The 18,266-nt window shown below is 70.1% G+C and carries 15 protein-coding genes; 7 read left to right on the top strand and 8 right to left on the bottom strand.

Going from position 1 to position 18,266, the window contains the following annotated elements; genetic code table 11:
• The first annotated feature begins 20 nt into the window (after positions 1-20).
• Entirely contained in the window at positions 21-1,280 is a 1,260-nt protein-coding gene (locus tag ACFYPA_RS03255; protein WP_389129113.1) for a lytic murein transglycosylase, read from the top strand.
• 19 nt (positions 1,281-1,299) lie between these two features.
• On the opposite strand, the gene ACFYPA_RS03250 is transcribed toward ACFYPA_RS03255, so the two are convergent.
• Positions 1,300-2,364, bottom strand: coding sequence for an ATP-dependent DNA ligase (locus ACFYPA_RS03250; RefSeq protein WP_389129109.1), 1,065 nt, complete (start codon positions 2,362-2,364; stop codon positions 1,300-1,302).
• 97 nt (positions 2,365-2,461) lie between these two features.
• Here ACFYPA_RS03250 and ligD point away from each other — a divergent pair, with 97 nt between their 5' ends.
• Together ligD and ACFYPA_RS03240 are read left to right on the top strand one after the other, a co-directional pair.
• Positions 2,462-3,472 (top strand): non-homologous end-joining DNA ligase, encoded by a 1,011-nt coding sequence (ligD, locus tag ACFYPA_RS03245; RefSeq protein WP_359082279.1) that lies wholly within the window; start codon positions 2,462-2,464, stop codon positions 3,470-3,472.
• A complete protein-coding gene (locus ACFYPA_RS03240) occupies positions 3,469-4,584 on the top strand; it encodes an ABC transporter permease (protein WP_389129106.1) in 1,116 nt (371 codons plus the stop codon). The genes ligD and ACFYPA_RS03240 overlap by 4 nt, the downstream gene beginning before the upstream one ends.
• Positions 4,585-4,599: 15 nt before the next feature.
• On the opposite strand, the gene ACFYPA_RS03235 is transcribed toward ACFYPA_RS03240, so the two are convergent.
• The gene (locus ACFYPA_RS03235; protein WP_389129103.1) at positions 4,600-6,837 is read right to left on the bottom strand and encodes an OmpL47-type beta-barrel domain-containing protein; all 2,238 of its coding nucleotides are present in this window, start codon (positions 6,835-6,837) and stop codon (positions 4,600-4,602) included.
• The gene (locus tag ACFYPA_RS03230) at positions 6,834-9,326 is read right to left on the bottom strand and encodes a ThuA domain-containing protein (protein WP_359311466.1); all 2,493 of its coding nucleotides are present in this window, start codon (positions 9,324-9,326) and stop codon (positions 6,834-6,836) included. Before ACFYPA_RS03230 ends, ACFYPA_RS03235 begins: the two co-directional genes overlap by 4 nt.
• A 217-nt stretch (positions 9,327-9,543) precedes the next feature.
• On the opposite strand from ACFYPA_RS03230, the gene ACFYPA_RS03225 reads away from it, so the two are divergent.
• Positions 9,544-10,557 (top strand): multicopper oxidase domain-containing protein, encoded by a 1,014-nt coding sequence (locus ACFYPA_RS03225; protein WP_359082187.1) that lies wholly within the window; start codon positions 9,544-9,546, stop codon positions 10,555-10,557.
• A gap of 59 nt (positions 10,558-10,616) precedes the next feature.
• On the opposite strand, the gene ACFYPA_RS03220 is transcribed toward ACFYPA_RS03225, so the two are convergent.
• Positions 10,617-12,818: a DEAD/DEAH box helicase gene (locus ACFYPA_RS03220; protein WP_389129099.1), complete on the bottom strand. Its 2,202-nt coding sequence runs from the start codon at positions 12,816-12,818 to the stop codon at positions 10,617-10,619.
• A 198-nt stretch (positions 12,819-13,016) separates the two neighbouring features.
• Between ACFYPA_RS03220 and ACFYPA_RS03215 the strand changes: the two genes are divergently transcribed.
• Together ACFYPA_RS03215 and ACFYPA_RS03210 are read left to right on the top strand one after the other, a co-directional pair.
• Positions 13,017-13,805, top strand: coding sequence for a VOC family protein (locus tag ACFYPA_RS03215; protein WP_389129096.1), 789 nt, complete (start codon positions 13,017-13,019; stop codon positions 13,803-13,805).
• Positions 13,806-13,888: 83 nt separating this feature from the next.
• Positions 13,889-14,143 carry a WhiB family transcriptional regulator gene (locus ACFYPA_RS03210; RefSeq protein WP_359082184.1) on the top strand — a complete coding sequence of 85 codons (255 nt, stop codon included), beginning with the start codon at positions 13,889-13,891 and terminating at the stop codon, positions 14,141-14,143.
• Between the two features lie 43 nt (positions 14,144-14,186).
• Here ACFYPA_RS03210 and ACFYPA_RS03205 read toward each other — a convergent pair whose 3' ends face one another.
• The 4 genes from ACFYPA_RS03205 to ACFYPA_RS03190 all read right to left on the bottom strand — a co-directional run bounded on the left by ACFYPA_RS03205 (position 14,187) and on the right by ACFYPA_RS03190 (position 17,597).
• Entirely contained in the window at positions 14,187-15,095 is a 909-nt protein-coding gene (locus ACFYPA_RS03205; protein ID WP_359082278.1) for a chitosanase, read from the bottom strand.
• Positions 15,096-15,281: 186 nt separating this feature from the next.
• Positions 15,282-16,256 carry an acyl-ACP desaturase gene (locus ACFYPA_RS03200; RefSeq protein ID WP_359082183.1) on the bottom strand — a complete coding sequence of 325 codons (975 nt, stop codon included), beginning with the start codon at positions 16,254-16,256 and terminating at the stop codon, positions 15,282-15,284.
• A 286-nt stretch (positions 16,257-16,542) separates the two neighbouring features.
• Positions 16,543-16,734: a hypothetical protein gene (locus ACFYPA_RS03195; protein WP_359082182.1), complete on the bottom strand. Its 192-nt coding sequence runs from the start codon at positions 16,732-16,734 to the stop codon at positions 16,543-16,545.
• A gap of 11 nt (positions 16,735-16,745) precedes the next feature.
• Positions 16,746-17,597: a helix-turn-helix transcriptional regulator gene (locus tag ACFYPA_RS03190; protein WP_359082181.1), complete on the bottom strand. Its 852-nt coding sequence runs from the start codon at positions 17,595-17,597 to the stop codon at positions 16,746-16,748.
• Positions 17,598-17,781: 184 nt separating this feature from the next.
• Here ACFYPA_RS03190 and ACFYPA_RS03185 point away from each other — a divergent pair, with 184 nt between their 5' ends.
• Positions 17,782-18,243 carry an ATP-binding protein gene (locus ACFYPA_RS03185; RefSeq protein WP_359082180.1) on the top strand — a complete coding sequence of 154 codons (462 nt, stop codon included), beginning with the start codon at positions 17,782-17,784 and terminating at the stop codon, positions 18,241-18,243.
• Positions 18,244-18,266: the final 23 nt, after the last annotated feature.

The raw sequence follows: 18,266 nt of genomic DNA, 5'->3' as shown, positions 1-18,266 counted from the left end.
CCGGGGAGAGGAGAGCACGCATGAGGTTCAACGGCACCATGCGCCGCGGAATCGGCGGCACCGCAGCCGCCGTCGCCGCGATGGCAGCCCTCACCGCGTCCCAGGCACCGGCGCTCGTCGTGCACGAAGAGGCGCGGAAGCAGAACACGGAGACGGACGAGGTCACGTGGTCGCAGGTGGCCAACGACGACTCGTACCACACCGAACTCCCGCCCCTGAAGAAGCCCGAGCCGCCGAAGCCCGGCGTCAAGCAGAACCGGGCCGCTGCCCGGTCGTGGGCCGAGGCGGGGATCCCGTCCACGGTGCTCGCCGCCTACCGCAGGGCGGAGAGCTCGCTCGGGCGCAGTGATCCGGGCTGCCGGCTGCCGTGGCAGTTACTGGCGGCGATCGGCAAGGTCGAGTCGGGGCACGCGGCCGGCGGCCGGGTGGACGCCCACGGCACGACGCTCTCCCCGATCCTGGGACCGGTGCTCAACGGCGCCGGGTTCGCGAACATCCCGGACACGGACGGCGGCGGGTACGACGGGGACAAGACCCACGACCGGGCGGTCGGCCCGATGCAGTTCATCCCCTCGACGTGGGCGCACTGGGCGAGGGACGGCAACGGCGACGGCCGCAGCGACCCGAGCAACATCTACGACGCGTCCCTGGCCGCCGGTGCCTACCTCTGCGCCGGAACCCGCGATCTGACGGTACGCGCCGACCTCGACCGGGCCATCCTGAGCTACAACCACTCGGACACCTATCTCCGCACCGTGCTGCTGTGGCTGGAGTTCTACCGCGACGGCACCCACGTGGTGCCCGACGGCAGGGGGACGGTCCCGAACAGCCCCGGCGCGGGCAGCCCGAACGAACCGAAGAAGCCCGTGGGCGGCTCCGCCGGCGGCGGCGGTGACGACGGTGGCGGCGGCATCGAGGTCGGCCCGCAGCCCGGCCACTCCACGCGTCCGACGGCCCCGGGCACCGTGAACCCGGGCACGAGCCCCTCCCCGGGCGACACGGATTCCCCGGACCCCGGCGGTTCCACGGACCCGGGCACCCCCGGCCCCACCGACACCGGCTCCGCGAGCCCGGACCCGACGGCGACTCCCGACCCGGGCACCACCCCGGACCCCGGCCCGACCACCACACCGCCCGACCCGGGGCAGCCGGGCTGCCCGACGGACCCCGCCTCACCCGACCCGACGGCCACCACGGGTGGCACCGAGACCCCGGCGCCCGATCCCACGGACACCGAGGAGCCCTGCTCCACGGCCTCGGTGCCGCCGGCCGCCGACTGATCCCCGGCGGGCGGTACCTTCAGCCGCCCGCCGACAGCACCTCGGCCAGGTCGTACCGCACCACCTCTTCCAGCTGCGCGTACGTGCAGGTGCCGGGGGTGCGGTCCGGCCGCCACCGGCGGAACTGGGTCGTGTGCCGGAAACGGTCGCCCTCCATGTGGTCGTACGCGACCTCCAGGACCCGCTCCGGACGCAGCGCCACCCAGGACATGTCCTTCTTCCCCGACCAGCGGCTCGGGGCGCCGGGCATCCGTGCACCCTCGTGCGCCTCCGCGTCACCCCAGGAGCCCCACGGGTGCTCGGCGGCATCGGTCACCAGGGGTTCGAGTTCGGTGACCAATTCGGCGCGGCGCTTCATCGGGAAGGCCGCACAGACGCCCACGTGCTGCAGGGTGCCCCGCTCGTCGTACAGCCCGAGCAGCAGCGAACCGACGACCGGACCGCTCTTGTGGAAGCGGTAGCCCGCCACCACACAGTCGGCGGTGCGCTCGTGCTTGATCTTGTACATCGCGCGGGCGTCCGGCCGGTAAGGCAGACCGAGCGGCTTGGCGACGACCCCGTCCAGGCCCGCCCCCTCGTACCGCTCGAACCACTCCTGCGCCATGGCCGGATCGGTGGTCGACGGAGCGAGATGGACCGGCGGCGCGGCATCGGTGAGCGCGGCCTCCAGCACCGTCCGCCGGTCCGACTGAGGGGTGTCCAGCAGCGAGTCGTCCCCCAGCGCGAGGAGATCGAAGGCGACCAGGCTCGCGGGGGTCTGCTCGGCCAGCAGCCGCACCCGGGAGTCGGCGGGGTGGATGCGCTCACTGAGCCGGTCGAAGTCCAGCCGGCCGTCGTGCGCCACCACGATCTCGCCGTCCACGACACAGCGCGGCGGGAGGTTCTCCCGGACCGCGGTGACCAGCTCGGGGAAGTAGCGGGTCAGGGGCTTGCCGGTACGGCTGCCGATCACCACCTCGTCCCCGTCCCGGTGCACGATCGCCCGGAAGCCGTCCCACTTCGCCTCGTACTGCATGCCCGGAGGGATCTGCTTGACGGACTTGGCGAGCATCGGCTTCACGGGTGGCATCACCGGCAGGTCCATGCCCCGATTGTGAACCGTGCGGCGACCGGAGTCCTCCGATATGCGGCATATGTGTGCCCCGCCTACCGTGGCCGACATGGCAGCAGCGGGCAAAGCGGTGGAGCTGGAAGCGGCGGGACGGGCCGTACGGCTGTCCAATCCGGACAAGGTCTACTTCCCGGAGAAGGGCTACACCAAGAGGGACGTGGCCGAGTACTTCCTCGCCGTGGGCCCCGGAATCCTGCGTGCCCTGCGCGACCGGCCCACGACCCTCCAGCGGTTCGTGGACGGGGTCGAGGGCGAGTTCTTCTACCAGAAGCGCGCCCCGAAGAACCTCCCCGAATGGATCCCCACCACCGAGATCTCCTTCCCCAGCGGCCGGTCCGCCCGCGAGATGTGCCCCACCGAGGTGGCCGCCGTCCTGTGGGCCGCCAACCTCGGAACGCTCACCTTCCACCCGTGGCCCGTCCGCGGCGGCGACACCGACCACCCCGACGAGCTGCGCATCGACCTGGACCCGCAGCCCGGCACCGACTACGCCGACGCGGTCCGGGCCGCCCATGAGCTGCGCGCGGTCCTGGACGAGCACGGACTGCGCGGCTGGCCCAAGACCTCCGGCGGCCGGGGCATCCACGTCTTCGTTCCCATCGAGGCACGCTGGACCTTCACCGAGGTCCGGCGGGCGGCCATCGCGGTGGGGCGCGAGCTGGAGAGCCGGATGCCCGACCGGGTGACTACCGCCTGGTGGAAGGAGGAGCGCGGCGAGCGGATCTTCGTCGACTACAACCAGACGGCCAGGGACCGGACGATCGCCTCCGCGTACTCCGTGCGCCCCCGCCCCCACGCCCCGGTCTCCGCCCCGCTGCGCTGGGACGAGATCGACGACGCGGAGCCGGGCGACTTCGACATCCGGACCATGCCGGTGCGCTACGCGGAACTGGGCGACGTGCACGAGGACATGGACCAGGAGGCCTTCCGGCTCGACTCACTGCTGGAACTCGCCGACCGCCACGAGAGCGACGGCGGTCCGGGCGACCTGCCCTATCCGCCGGAGTATCCGAAGATGCCGGGCGAACCGAAACGGGTGCAGCCCAGCCGCGCCCGACACGACGAGGAAAGCGACGCATGAGCACATCCGGCCAGGAGCCCGAGGCGCGGCACGAGCCCCCTGACGGGGTGCGGCCCGAGGCGCACCACGGGGCGCACAGCAGGCCACTGACCAGGGCCGAGAAGTGGGCGGCGTACAAGGACTCGCCCTACTTCCCGGCGACGGTCCTGGTGTTCATCCTCGCCGCGGCCGCCGGGCTCTTCGCCGGTTCGTACACGTACGCCATGGCCAACCCGACGCCCCACCGGATTCCGGCGGCCGTGGTCAGCCAGCCGGACACGGCCCGCGGCAAGGAGTTCGTCGCCGCGATGGACAAGGCCCTCGACGCCTCCCTCGTCATCCATGTCTACCGGACGCCGGCGGCGGCGCGGGAGGCGCTGGAGGAGCAGGAGGTCTTCACGATCGTGCGCTCCGGCAGCCGCGGCGTGGAGCTCGACGTGGCCAGTGCCTCCGGCGCCGCCGTCGCCCAGCTGCTCGCCGAATCCGCCGTGAAGGTGGGGGACGCGCTGGACATCCCCGTCGCCGTCGCGGACGTCAAACCGCTACAGAAGGGCGACCCCCGCGGCCTCGCGCTCTTCTACATCTCGCTCGCCGCAGTGATCATTGGCTTCGTCGGCTCCATCCAGCTCAGCGTGCACGCCAGGAGCCTGATCCCGCTGGAACGGATCGCGTTCACGATCACCTACTCGTTGCTGGGAGCCTTCGCCATCGCCGCGGTGGTGGACTGGCTGCTGGGCGCCGTCGATCTGCCCTTCGCCGAGTCCTGGCTGATCCTGGCGTTCACGATGTTCACCTCGGGCCTGGTCTTCACCATGTTCAACACCCTGATGGGGCGCTGGGCCATGCTCCCGACCTGGGGCCTGATGGTGATTCTGGGAAACCCGTCCTCCGGCGGGGCCGTGTCCTGGCCGCTGCTGCCCTCACTGCTCGGCCACATCGGACGCTGGCTGCCGCCGGGCGCCTCCGTCAACGCCCAGCACACCGCCGTCTACTACCAGGGCCATCAGAAGATCTTCCCCTTCCTGGTGCTCGCGGTCTGGTGCCTGGTCTCCATCACGGTCTTCTGGGTGTGGCGCCACCGGCACCCGGGAGGCCGCGACCGCATGCCGGAGCATGCGGCCGCGGCCACCTGATGCCAACCGACGCGGCTACAGCTCCTTGATCCGGATGTCCCGGTAGGAGATCACGTCCGAGGTGCTGTGGACCTGGAGCCCGATGTAGCCGGAGGCGTACCGCCGGCCGTCGGTGCCCGGGTCGTCACCCCGCGGCGGCTCGAACAGCTGACCGCCGGTGTTGTCGAACTCGTTGAGCAGGACACCGTTGCGGTAGATGGAGTAGTGCTGGTCCACCACCCGGATCTCGTAGTCGTTCCACGTGCCCTTGGGGGTGACCCCGGCACCGGCGAGACCCACCCGGTCGAACCCGTACACGGAACCCGTCTTGTACATGTCGCCGTCCGGCCGGTCGTTGACCTGGATCTCATGGCCGAACTTGATGGCGGCCCACTCCGGACGCGGCTCCTCCGGATTGTCGTGGACGTTGGGGAAGCGTACGAACACCCCGCCGTTGGCGTTGCCCGTGCCCGGGGCGTCGTCCCGCCACTGGAGCTTCAGCGAGAAGTCGCCGTACCGGCGTTCCGGGAACCACAGCATGCCCATGCCGTCCACCGTGGTGGAACTGGTGATCGCGCTGTCCTCCTCATTCAGCGAGAACTGCCCGCCACCCACCTGCTCCCAGTGGGCGAGCGAGGCGGCCGTTCCGTCGAAGAGCTTGCGGTAGCCCTCGTCCTGGCCCGGCTTGCCGATGCCGGACTGCTTGGCCGCGCGGTAGATCCTCTTGTGCTCGCGGGCGTCGATCACCCCGGCGGTGAGCAGCTTGTCGAGGACCTTGTCGACGTGCTTGAGGAACAGCGCGTGCGACGACCAGTCCTTCTCGTCCTCGATCAGCTCGTTGATCGTGCAGCGGTTACCGGTGATGCGGTTGGGGACCCCGGTGTCGACGGTGCCCACGATGACGGTGAGCCGCTCGTCGAACTCCGGGCAGTTCGGCGCCGGTACGCCGCCGCTCTGCGCGACGGTGAACGACACCTGCTCCGCCCCGGAGGTGTTGCCGGCCTTGTCCGTGGCCCGGTGGGCGAACGTGTGGTAGCCGATCCGGTCGACGATGACGGGGGCGGTGTAGGCCAGGTACGGGCCGCCGTCCAGGGAGTACTCGACCTTGTCCACACCGCTGTCGGCGTCGGTCGCGGTGACCGTCACCTCGGCACTGGTGAGGTAGGCGCCGTCCGAGTTCTTGTCGCCCTCGACCTTCGCGGACGTCTCGGGCGCCGTCGTGTCCTCGGTCGGCGGCTCGACGACGGTGAAGTCAACCGCCTTCTCCGCGGCCGCGTTGCCCGCCTTGTCGGTGGCGCGGTAGCGGACGTGCTGCGCCCCCACCGCGTGCACCATGACAGGACCGGTGTACGGCTGCCAGGCGCCGTCCGCCCCGAGTGCGTACTCGATGGTGTTGACGCCCGAACCGGTGTCGGACGCGGTGACGGTGACCGTCGCCATGCCCAGGTACTGACCCTGGTCGTCCTTCTCCCCGGACACGGTCGCCGAGGTCTCGGGCGCCGTCGTGTCGTCCGTGGGCACAGCGGCGACCGCGAACTCGGCCGTCTTCTCCGCGGCCGCGTTGCCCGCCTTGTCGGTGGCGCGGTAGCGGATGAGGTGCGAGCCGACCTCGTCGACGACGACCGGCACGGTGTACGGCTGCCAGGCGCCGTCCGCCCCGACCGCGTACTCGACGGTGTCGACGCCCGAACCCGCGTCGGTCGCGGCGAGGGTGACGGTGGCCTGGCCGATGTACGCACCGTCGGCGTTCTTGTCGCCGTCGACCTTCGCCGAGGTCTCGGGCGCGGTGGTGTCCTCACCACCGCCCCCGTCGGTCACGGTCAGGATGCCCTGCATCGTCTCGTGCCCGGGCATCGTGCAGTGGTAGAAGTACCGGCCGGGGGTGAGCGTGACCTCGGCCGTGTGCTTGCCGCCCTGGTCGTCGCCGGGGTTGGCCAGCACGTTCAGGCTGACGTCGTTGTTGAACTCGGGGTCCGACACGCTGAAGGTCAGCGTGTGCGGCATGCCCGTGCTGTTCCCGGTCGCCTCACTGTTCTCGAAGACGATGGTCGCCTTGCCGGCCACCGCCGTCTTCGGCGCGGAGAGGTAGTGGTCGATGGGGTCGCCCGCCGTCCAGGTCAGCACCTGGTCGGCCGCCGCGTCCGCCGGGGCCGCCGTACGGCCGTACGCCGCCGTCGACGTCAGTCCCAGCACCATCAGGAAGGACCCCAGCAGCGCGAGCCACAGCCGCGCGGGCCGCAACCGCCTTCGGAAGAAGATCGAACGGTGTCTCACTGCACTGCCGCCTTCCTGGCCAGATCCTTGACGGCCGGGGTCGCCGCGCCGCCCTTGTACGTCACGCGCCACAGCGCGGACTTGGAGTCGGAGGTGAAGAAGCCGCGCCCGTAGTCCAGGACGTACAGCGAACCGTCCGGGGCGAACTTCCAGTCCATCAGGTTGCGGATGCCGCTCGCGCCCACCGGGATGATCTCCTTGAGCGACTCGGCGTGCGTGGGCAGACCGCCCTTGCCGACCGTCCTCGGATCGGTGAGTACGGCGTGCCGCGGCTGCGTGTCGTCGTAGAAGTCACCGACGAACCACTTGCCGTCCCAGTACGACGGCCACTTGTCGGCGCTGGTGCTCGCCGCGTCGTACCGGTAGACCGGGCCGTTCATCGTGGCCTGGCCGCCGCCCTTGAGCCAGGGCAGGAGCTCCTTCTGGTCCTCCACCTTGTAGCTCGGGATGCCGTTCGCGTCGCGCGGGTAGTCCACGCCACCGCCCTGCGGCGAGTACCAGATGGTGTTGGAGGTGATCGGCGGCAGCTTCACCAGACCGTCGTTGTTCGGCGACTCGTTCCTGGGGTGGTCGCAGTCGTACCAGCCGAGCGGCTTGCTCGGATCGGGCAGATTGCGGTCCCGGTAGGGCTGCTTGTTGCCCATGCAGTACGGCCAGCCGTGGTTGCCCGCCTGGGTGATCGCGGCGAACGTGTCGTACTTGGCCGGACCCCAGGTGGTGCTCGGGGCGCCCGCGTCGGGGCCGACCCAGCCCGCGTACAGCGTGTCGGTCGACTTGTCGACGGAGATCCGGGCCGGGTTGCGCACGCCCATCACATAGATCTCGCCCCGGGTCTTGCCGCCGCCCTCGTCCGGCTCCTTGCCGGTGAAGAGGTTGCCGGCCGGCAGCGTGTAGGTGCCGTCGTCCTCGGGGTGGATCCGCAGGATCTTCCCGTTGAGGTTGTTCGTGTTGCCCGCGGTGCGGCGGGCGTCGGAGAACGAGACGCCCTTGTAGTTCGGCTGCGGGTTGTTGCCCGAGTAGCCGTCGCTGAAACCGGAGGAGTTGTTGTCGCCGGTCGCGATGTACAGGTTGCCCTTCGAATCCCACGCCATGCCGCCGCCGGCGTGGCAGCAGCTGTGGATCTGGACCGGCCAGTGCAGCAGCACCTTCTCGGACGACAGATCCAGCTTGTTCGTCGCCAGGTCGAGGGTGAAGCGGGAGACCTGACGGACCGCCATCTGCTTGTCGCGGTCGATCTTGTCGTGGGGTGTGTAGTGCAGGTACACCCAGCCGTTCTTCTCGAAGTCCGGGTCGAGCTCGATGCCGAGCAGCCCTTCCTCGACCTTGATCAGCTCGTCGCCGCCGCCCTTGTTGCCGAAGATCGTCAGCTCACCGGCGAGCGTGACCTTCTTGGTCGCCGGGTCGTAGACGTGGATCTGGCCCAGGCCCTTGCCGACGTTCGGGTCGGCCCAGTCCGTGACGACCGGCACGCTGCTGTCGGCACCGCCGCGGCCGATGTACAGCACCCGTCCGTCGGGCGCCGTCACCAGACCGTGCGGTTCACCGATCTGGTCGTTCTCGCCGGGCTGGTTCGGCTGGGTGACGCGCTCCGCCGTGTAGTTGGAGGTGATCGTCGCCTTGCAGTCGGCCTGCGAGATCCGGGTCGTCCAGTCGAGCGCGCCGCGCAGGTGGTCGCGGAAGTCGGTCTCGGCGAAGCTGTCGACCGTTCCGCCCATCGCGGTGTAGAAGGAGCGGCCGCCGTCGTAGTCACGGCACCAGGAGACCGGGTGGTCCCAGCCGTTGGCGCTCGTCCCGGGCTTGTACGTGATCTCCCGGACCCGCGCCACGGTGTGCACGTCGCCGGACGGGTTGTCCTTCCAGTTCAGCCACTTGTCCGGGCGCTTCCACTCCAGCGGGAGGTTCTTGGTCGCCGGGTGCTGCCGGTCGCCGATCTCCACCGTCGCACGCTGTACGGCGGTGGGGCTGCCGGCCGCCGGACGCGCACCGACGAGACCGGTGAACCAGTCCGAGTACGGCTCGGTGCGCGCCGCGTCATGGATACCGAGGAAGCCGCCGCCGGCCTCCATGTACGCCTCCAGACCGGCCTCCTGCTCCGGGTCCAGGACATCGCCGCCACCCGTCAGGAAGACGACCGCGTTGTACCGGCCGAGCTGCTTGCCGTTGGTGAAGACGGAGGCGTCATCGGTGGCCACGGTCTTGAACCGGCCGGCCTCCGGCCCGGTGAGCCCGATCCGCTCGATCGCCGCGATGCCGGCGTCGACCGTCGGTGACTCCTCGGTGGCGGAGGCGTGGAAGACGAGCACCTTGACGTTGGCGCCGCCCGGTGGCGACGGCAGGGACAACGTTGTCGCCATGGATCCCGGCGCCCCGGGATCCGGCCTGGCACTGGCGGCGTTGCCGCCGAGCAGGGAGGCGGTCAGTGCGCCGGCCGCCACGGCCGCCGCGAGTCCGCGTCGTGATCTGGACCTGTGATGTGGTGTGCGCTGCATGTGGTCACTCACCCCTCCTTGGTCACTGCAACAGCTTTGGTCACTGCAACAGCTTTGGGCACTGCGACAGCGCATGAAGCTAGACCTCTTTTCGCGGCTCGCCAATAGCTATGGCAGCAATGACACGAACTTTGTCCTTAGTGTGGATAAACGAAGCTCCCCGGGCTACGGTATGGCCCGTTCTCCGCAACATCCGTCCCGAAGTGGGGAGTTCGACATGGACCGAAGGAGCTTCAACCGGCGGGTTCTGATGGGTGGCGGGGTGGCGGCGGCGACCGGCGTGACATCGTTGTCCCTCGGCGCCATCGAGGCCACCTCGGCGGAGAACCCGCCCCGGACGGCGCCCGCCGGAGGGGTGGTCCGCCACCTCAAGCTGTACGCGGAGAAGCTGGCGGACGGCCAGATGGGTTACGGGTTCGAGAAGGGCAAGGCGTCGATCCCCGGTCCGTTGATCGAGATCAACGAGGGCGACACCCTGCACATCGAGTTCGAGAACACCATGGACGTGGCGGCCAGCCTCCACGCCCACGGCGTCGACTACGACATCGCGAGCGACGGCACCCGGATGAACCGGAGCATCGTCGAACCGGGCGAGACCCGCACGTACACCTGGCGCACCCACGTCCCGGGCCGGCGCAAGGACGGGACCTGGCAGCCGGGCAGCGCGGGTTACTGGCACTACCACGACCACGTCGTCGGCACCGACCACGGCACGGGCGGCATCCGCAAGGGGCTGTACGGGCCGGTGATCGTCCGGCGCAAGGGCGACATCCTGCCGGACAAGACGATCACCATCGTCTTCAACGACATGCTGATCAACAACAAGCCCGCCGACAAGAGCCCCGACTTCGAGGCCACGGTGGGGGACCGGCTCGAAGTGGTCATGATCACGCACGGCGAGTACTACCACACGTTCCACATCCACGGTCACCGCTGGGCGGACAACCGCACGGGCCTGCTCACCGGGCCGGACGACCCGAGCCGGGTCATCGACACGAAGATCGTCGGGCCTGCGGACTCCTTCGGTTTCCAGGTCATCGCGGGCGAACACGTAGGCGCCGGCGCTTGGATGTACCACTGCCATGTGCAGAGCCACTCCGACATGGGGATGGCCGGAATGCTGCTGGTCGCCAAGGCGGACGGGACGGTCCCGGGGCACGAGGGACACAGCATGGCGTCAGCGCCGCAGGCGAAGCCCTCGGAGAAGGCGCCGGCGCACGAAGGCCACTAGGTGTGTTGACCCGAAGGGTTGTCGCCTCGGGTCAATACGCCTGGGGCCTCTCGTGTGGATCATGCTGGGCTCGCGGGGTTCGGCACCGTGGCGAGACGCTGCTGTTCCTCCTCGACGATGCGGCGGGCCAGTGAACCGTCCGACACGTCCACGGCGTCCGGGGTCGTCTCCGCGACGTCGCTGCGCCGTGCGTACGCGTCGAACAGCCGCTCCTTGCGGGCCAGGATGTCGAGCATCCGCTGGTCGACACTGTCCGTCGCGAGGAGCCGGTGCACCTGCACCGTGCGTATCTGGCCCATCCGGTGCGCGCGGGCCACGGCCTGGTGTTCCATCGTCGGCTTGATCTGCGGCTCGCAGAGGATGACGACGGACGCGGCCTGCATGTTCAGCCCGATCCCGCCCGCCTGGATCTGGCTGAGCAGCACCGCGTGACCGTCCGCCGCGGCGAAACCGTCGATCATCTCCTGGCGCCGCGCGGCCGGCACGCTGCCGGACAGCGGGCCGGACACGCCTTCCCCCAGGGACTGCCGGACCGTCTCCAGCACCTCGCGGAAGTAGGAGAACACGACGACCTTCAGGCCGTTGCCCTCGGCTTCCGCGACAAGCTCCCGCAGCCGGTTCAGTTTGGCGGACGTGGCCGGGCGGGCGTACGCGGCCCGGCGCATCCGCATGAAGTGCCCGGCGGCCACCGCATCGTGGTACGCCCGCTGATCGGCGTCGCTGAACTCCTCCCACTCGTCGACCTGCACGAGCGCGGGGAGTTCGGTGAGCACATCCTGCTGGTTGCGGCGCAGATAGGCGGGGGCGACGGCCCGGCGGAAGGCGTGCGAACCGGCGACGCCGTGCGTGGTGCTGACGGACGGGGCCAGCTCCGGCTGGAGGTGGCGGACCAGACTGCGGAACTCCTCCACCCGGTTCTCCATGGGTGTGCCGGTCAGGAAGAGCACACGCTCGGTCCGCTCCGACCAGCCGGACACCGCACGGGCGCGCCGGGTGGCCGGATTCTTGACGTAATGCGCCTCGTCGACGACGAGCATGCCCGGCCGCACACCGCTCTCGGCCGCGAGGGGAAGGGTGTACAGGACGTCGAAGGTGGTCAGCGCGACGCCGCCGCTCTCGCGCCACTCCGCGAACGCCTCCTGCCGCTGAGGACCGTGCACCGGCAACGGGCGGAGCGTGGAGCGGGCACGGACCTCCCGTGTCCAGTTGATCAGGACGCTCGCGGGGCACACCACCAGGAAGTGCGTCTCCCCGCCCGCCGCGAGATGGGCCAGCGCGGCGATGGCCTGCACGGTCTTGCCGAGCCCCATCTCGTCGCCGAGGATCACCCGCTTCTGCGCGAGCGCGAAGCGCGCGCCGAAGGACTGGTAGCCGCGCAGCGAGACCCGCAGCCGGGCGTCGTCCAGCCGCAGCCCGCGGACCCGGTCGGTGATCTGGGACGGCAGGAACCCCTCGGCCGCGTCCCGGTCGGGACCGGTGCCGGACATCTCGGCCAGCAGGCTGTAGTACTCCGCGGACCGCAGCTCGAAATCGACCCACGCCGCGACGTCGGACTCCGGGTCGCGCAGCAGGTCGACCGACACCTGACCGAAGAGGAGGGGGAGTTCGCGCTCCACCGAGTCGGCGACGGCCGCTCGTACGGAGGCGACCGCCTCCAGCGCCCGGACCCGGGCCTCCCGCCGGGTGAAGAGCATCCGCACCCGCCCCCGGACCGGTCCGGCAGCGGTCAGCAACGGCTCCAGACGGTCGGTCAGCCGCCGGGCCCCGTCCACGGCCCGCCGCACGTCCGGCCCGGCCTCGACCAACCGGTACAACGCGGTGACCAGGGCGGTCGTCGCGTCGTCGGGGGTGTCCACGTCTATCCGCAGGGCGACCGTGTCCCGTACGGCGTGCGCGATCTGGCCGGCAGCGGCCAGCGTCTGGTCGGCCGTCTGCGCGCCTACGCCGGGAATCTGGCGGAGCTCGTATCGGCCCGCCCCGTACACCTGCGCCACCGTCGTGAAACCAGCTTGCTCGACCGCGCCGAGGCGCAGCCGGCCCTCGGTGACGTCCTTGAGCCGGGACACCGGGATGGCCGAGAGCGCTTCGCTGACGAGAGCGTCGAGGAGGGGGTCCAGAGCCGTGCGTACGGCGCCGACCGCGCGGGTGTGATCCGCGAGAACGCCGCGCGCGGCGTCCAGCAGCCCGTCGGCCCGCGCCAGCAGCTCCCGCGCCGCCCGCCCGGTCGGCGCCCCGCCCTCCGTGGAGCCGGCCTCAGTCATGTCGTACCTTCTGTCCCCGCCGCCTTGCCACTGCGCCCACCGGCTCTCGCCCGGAGCGACTCATATCGTCCCACGCGTGACCGACAGCGGGGCGAGCCCGCCGCCCCGCCAGGCGCTGCGGTTGTCAGTGCCCGGTGCGAGACTCGGGGAGTCAGGAACTCCCGCTGTGCGAGGACGGGACCACCGAAGGAGCGCACGATGCTCACCACCCGTTTTGTCGACGGATCCCCCGACTGGATGGATCTCGGCACGCCCGATCTTGAAGGGGCCACAGCGTTCTACAGCACTGTGTTCGGCTGGGACTTCGAGGCCGGAGGCCCCGAGACCGGTGACTACGGGATGTTCACGCTGAACGGGGAGACGGTCGGCGGCGCGATGACGGTCACCGAGGAGCAGGCGAAGCCGTCCTGGTCGGTGTACTTCCGGTCATCGGACGCCGACGCCACCGCGCGCGCCGTGCGTGACGCGGGCGGGACGGTGGCGTTCGAGCCGATGGACGTCCTGGAGCACGGCCGGATGGGCGGGTTCACCGACCGCGCCGGGGCGTACTTCGCGCTCTGGCAGCCGAAGCGGAATCCGGGCCTCGGCGTGGTGAACGAACCGGGGAGTCTCTGCTGGGCCGAGCTCTACACCCCGGACGTGCCGGCGGCCGCGGCGTTCTACGACGCCGTCTTCGGCTGGGAGACGGCCCGGACGCCCTATCCGGGCGGCGAAGGGGCGTACACCGTCGTCAGACCGGCGGGGGGCGGCGAGGAGACCTCCTTCGGCGGGCTCGTCCCGCTGGAGGCGGTGCCCGTCCGTGCCGTCGCCGGGCCGCACTGGCTGCCGTACATCGAGGTCGAGGACTGCGATGCCACGGTGGCGGCGGTCGAGCGGCTGGGCGGCAAGCTGACGCTGGAGCCGCTGGAGACGGAGGGTGTGGGCACCTTCGCCCATGTCACCGATCCCTCCGGTGCCGCGTTCGCCGTGATCAGGAGCGTCCAGTGACCCGGCGGGCGTGAGCGGCCGGCCCCGGCCCGGTTGAGGAAACGTTGATCAGTCGTTTATCGCGGCAGGGCACTGTGTGCCCCATGCTGATCAACACCGCGATCGACCCCGCTCTCGCCTGGCAGGAGACAGCGCTGTGCGCACAGACGGGGCCGGAGTTCTTCTTCCCCGCCCCCGGCAGCTCCACCCGTGAGGCCAAGCAGCTCTGCAACGCCTGCGAGGGGCGTCTGGCCTGTCTGGAGTACGCACTCGACAACGACGAGCGATTCGGCGTGTGGGGCGGTCTTTCCGAGAAGGAGCGCGACCGGCTCCGCAGAGCCGACCGCGACGAGGCGTGAACGTCCCCTCAACGGGGGCCATGCAGGCGGCCCGGACCGTGCGTCAGGACGGGATGCGGAAGGTTTCGCCGTAGACCTGCCACGCCAGCGGCGCTTCCAGGGCGAGGTTCTCGTCCTCCAGGAACACGCGCTGGGCGGTGTCGAGGCGCGAGGTGTCCTGCTGGTTCTTCTTCGACTTCATCACGGCCCGTGCCGCTTCGAGGAAGGCGTCCAGGTAGGCCGCCTCGTCGCCGCCCTCCGCGACCGTGTCCGCCTCGGCCACGGCCGCCTTCCGGATGCCGTAGAACGCGTCCTCGTCGGTCCCGGGCCCCTGGAGCACCATGGCGTCGAAGTACATGTACTGACCCAGGGCCCCGAGACCGTCCAGCTTCGCCAGCCGGACGGCGGGCTCGAAGTACTGCTTCAGCCGGACCAGGTCCTGGGCGGCCCGGAAGGCCGGGTCCTCGGCCGACTTCTTCCACGCGGCGGTGAATCCGGGGTCCAGCCCCTCGTGCGAAGCGGTGCCGTCGACCTTGCGCAGAGCGGGGACGAAGGGCGCCAGCGGGCTGTCCGGGTGGTCGCCGGTGAACGACTCGACGAACACGAGCATGTCGTGCGTACCGGAGCAGAAGCCCACGATTCCGGCGTTGTACCCGGTGCCGTCGCCGTTGTCCTCGATCGTGCCGTACTGGCTGCGCCAGTCCAGCGTCGATCCCTCGGCGCTGGACAGCAGCTTCCAGGCGACCTCGCGCATCTTCGGCGCGGCCAGCCCGGCGGGCATCGCGGCCACCTGTGCGTCCAGTTCCCGGCGTTCCTCGTCGTCCGCCTCGAGGTACGGGTCCGCTCCGGTGTCCGGGGCGGACGATGCGGGCGCCCGGGGAGAGACCGCGGGCAGCTCCGGGTCGCCGCCGATGTTGAAGAGCAGGGATGCGGCGACGGCTATCGGCGCACCGAACAGAACAAGGCGGGTCACAGGTTTCACGGGCACAGAGTACGGTCCGCGCGGCCCTCGGCAGGGCTCGCCCCCGTACGCCGTCGTCACCGCCGGCCGGGGCCCCACTGAAGGCGCTCCGTCGTCGTGGCCGCGGCGGCCTGCCGGTACGAGGACGGCGGGCGGGCCGAGGAGGCCCGCCCGCCGTCGGGGCGTGTGCGCCGGCTGTCAGGCCTGGGCGCGGGCTGCCAGGCGAGCCTTGCGCGCGGCGAGCTTCGCGTCGAACTTGGACGCCTCGCTGTCCAGCCCGTTCATGTACAGACCGAGCTCCTCCTGCGCCTGGAGTCCCTCCGGGCCCAGGCCGTCGATGTCCAGCACCTTCAGGTAGCGCAGCACCGGCTGGATCACGTCGTCGTGGTGGATCCGCATGTTGTAGATCTCGCCGATGGCCATCTGCGCGGCGGCGCGCTCGAACCCGGGCATGCCGTGGCCCGGCATCCGGAAGTTCACGACGACATCGCGCACGGACTGCATCGTCAGGTCCGGGGCGAGCTCGAAGGCCGCACCGAGGAGGTTGCGGTAGAACACCATGTGCAGGTTCTCGTCGGTCGCGATCCGCGCCAGCATGCGGTCGCAGACGGGGTCGCCCGACTGGTGCCCGGTGTTGCGGTGCGAGACCCGGGTCGCCAGCTCCTGGAACGCCACGTACGCCACGGAGTGCAGCATCGAGTGGCGGTTGTCGGACTCGAAGCCCTCCGCCATGTGCGCCATCCGGAACTGCTCCAGCTTGTCCGGGTCCACGGCGCGCGAGGTGAGCAGGTAGTCGCGCATCACGATGCCGTGGCGGCCTTCCTCGGCCGTCCAGCGGTGCACCCAGGTGCCCCAGGCGCCGTCGCGGCCGAAGAGCGAGGCGATCTCGTGGTGGTAGCTGGGGAGGTTGTCCTCGGTCAGCAGATTGACGACCAGCGCGATCTTGCCGATGTCGGTGACCTTGGACTGCTCGGCCTCCCAGGCCTGGCCGTCCTCGAAGACACCGGGGAAGTTACGGCCGTCGGAGAATGGCACGTACTCGTGCGGCATCCAGTCCTTGGCGACCTTGAGATGGCGGTTGAGTTCCTTCTCCACCACCTCTTCCAGCGCGTACAGCAGTTGGGCGTCGGTCCACGCCTGTGCACTGCCGAGGTGGGGAGAGGTGATCGTCACGGGGGCTCCTGGGGACGGGAGAAAATACCTACGGCTTCGTAGGTTACGAGACCGTAGGTTAAAGCGGCAGTAAGGCCACCGCCAAGCCCATCCGGGCGACAGTCGTTCACGTAGGGTCATAAGTGCAGGTCAGGCATGTATACAGAGGGTCAGGGAGGTGTGGCGGCGAGGGTGAAGGCCGAGAAAAATCGAATAATCGGCCGGGCCGGGCCCCGTGGCGGTGGGCTCTGAACAGTCGGCGTACTCGGAGCACAGCGCGCAGGGGGCACGGTCGGAACGGGCCGGATCAGAGCAGGTGGTCAGCGGCCCCCGCCTTCACCGCGAAGATCAGCGCCTGCAGCGCCTCCATCGAGTCGCTGACGTAGGCGGCCGTATCGGTCGTGGAGCCGATGTAGGCGCGCCCCTGGTCGTCGAGTCCGAAACGGAAGCAGTTCGCACCCTCGCTGCAGAAGGCTTCGTCCCAGCAGATATCGTTCATGATCTCTCTCCTCAGAGGTCCTGGGCTATGCGCCGGATGAAGTCGCGTGATTCGTCCACGGACAGCGCGAGCGTACGCAGGCGCTCCAACAGGCCTCGATACCGGCGCAGTTGCATATCCGCGTCCAGCAGCATCGAGCCGTGCGAAGAATCGAGCTGCACGGTGTCGAGCTGCGCCACCGCGGCCCCGACATAGGTGAACGACTGTCCGGCTCCGGGGAAACCGCCTGCTGCGAACGGGATGGCCCGGACCGTGATCCGGCTGCGCTCGGACTGGTCGAGGATGTGCTCCAGCTGCGCCCGGGTGATCTTGGGGCCGCCGAACTGCATCCGCAGCGCGGCCTCGTGGATCACCGCCTCGTACAGCGGTGGGCGCTCCCGTTCGAGCACCTCCTGTCGGCGCAGCCGCAAGGAGAGCCGGGCCATCAGGTCGGGGCCGGGCAGCTGGGGGTCCGCGGTGTCGAAGACCGCGCGCGCGTGGTCCTCGGTCTGTAACAGGCCGGGGATGTGTGTCGTGGTGGCGGTGTGCAACTCCACCGCGTGGAACTCGAGTTCGGCGATGTCCAGCAGGCTCGGCAGTAGCAGTCCGCGCTGCTCCTCCCACCAGCCCCTGGCTCGCTCCTGTGCCATTTCGGTGAGCAGGTCCACGAGTCCGGTGTCCGGGCAGCCGTAGTTGAAGGCGAGGGTGCGGACGCGCTCGGCGCTGATGCCGAACCGGCCCGACTCGATGTTCGGAATGCGGGTGCGGTCCACGCCGAGGAGTGCCGCGGCCTGCTGCGCCGTCATTCCCGACTGCTCGCGCAGTTTGCGCAGTTCGTGCCCGAGGCGTTGTTGTCGTGCGGTCGGTGTGGTCCTGGGCGGCACGGTGGTGCGTCCTTCCGGGGATGGGGGCTGGGGCGGGGGTGTGGGCGGCGAAATGACCGGAACCACACAAGTAGTAGCACTGTGCTCCGGACGTACGCTACGGTCGGTAGCGCAAGTCTCACACGGGGCGACCACCCCCGTGTGTGATCGTCACCACACGTACGAGAAATGTGAGCAGCACTTGATGAAGGGCGCATTGCGTTGTCTCCCGGCCCTCGCACCCCCCGGACCCCAACCACCGGCGGCGGACAACCTCAGCTACTCGTTCGCCCTGCCGGGCGGCGCCTTCTGTGCGGGACTCGCCCGCCGCGCCGTGGACGAGCTGCTCACGCGGCACGGATTCGCCGAACTCGCCGAGACGGCGGTGCTCGCCACCTCGGAACTCGTCGCCGCCGCCTACCGCTTCACGCCGGACCGGGAGATGCTCCTACGGGTCCACTGGCAGTTCGACGCGCTGCGGATCACCCTCTACGACCAGCACCCGGCGCATGAATCCCCCGAGAAGACCGAGGAGTGCCGGGAACACCGCAGCGCCAGCATGTGGCTGCTGGCCGCCGCGGTGGACGAACACGGCGGGGACTGGGGGCTGGCCCCCGCACTGACGGCCTCCGGCGGCTCCAAGACCTGGGCGTTACTCCACCGATAGCGGCCGCGGACCCAGCGCCCTGT

Source organism: Streptomyces sp. NPDC005775 (assembly GCF_042871565.1).
Lineage (GTDB): Bacteria > Actinomycetota > Actinomycetes > Streptomycetales > Streptomycetaceae > Streptomyces.
This window is presented reverse-complemented; position numbering and strand designations above follow the sequence as displayed.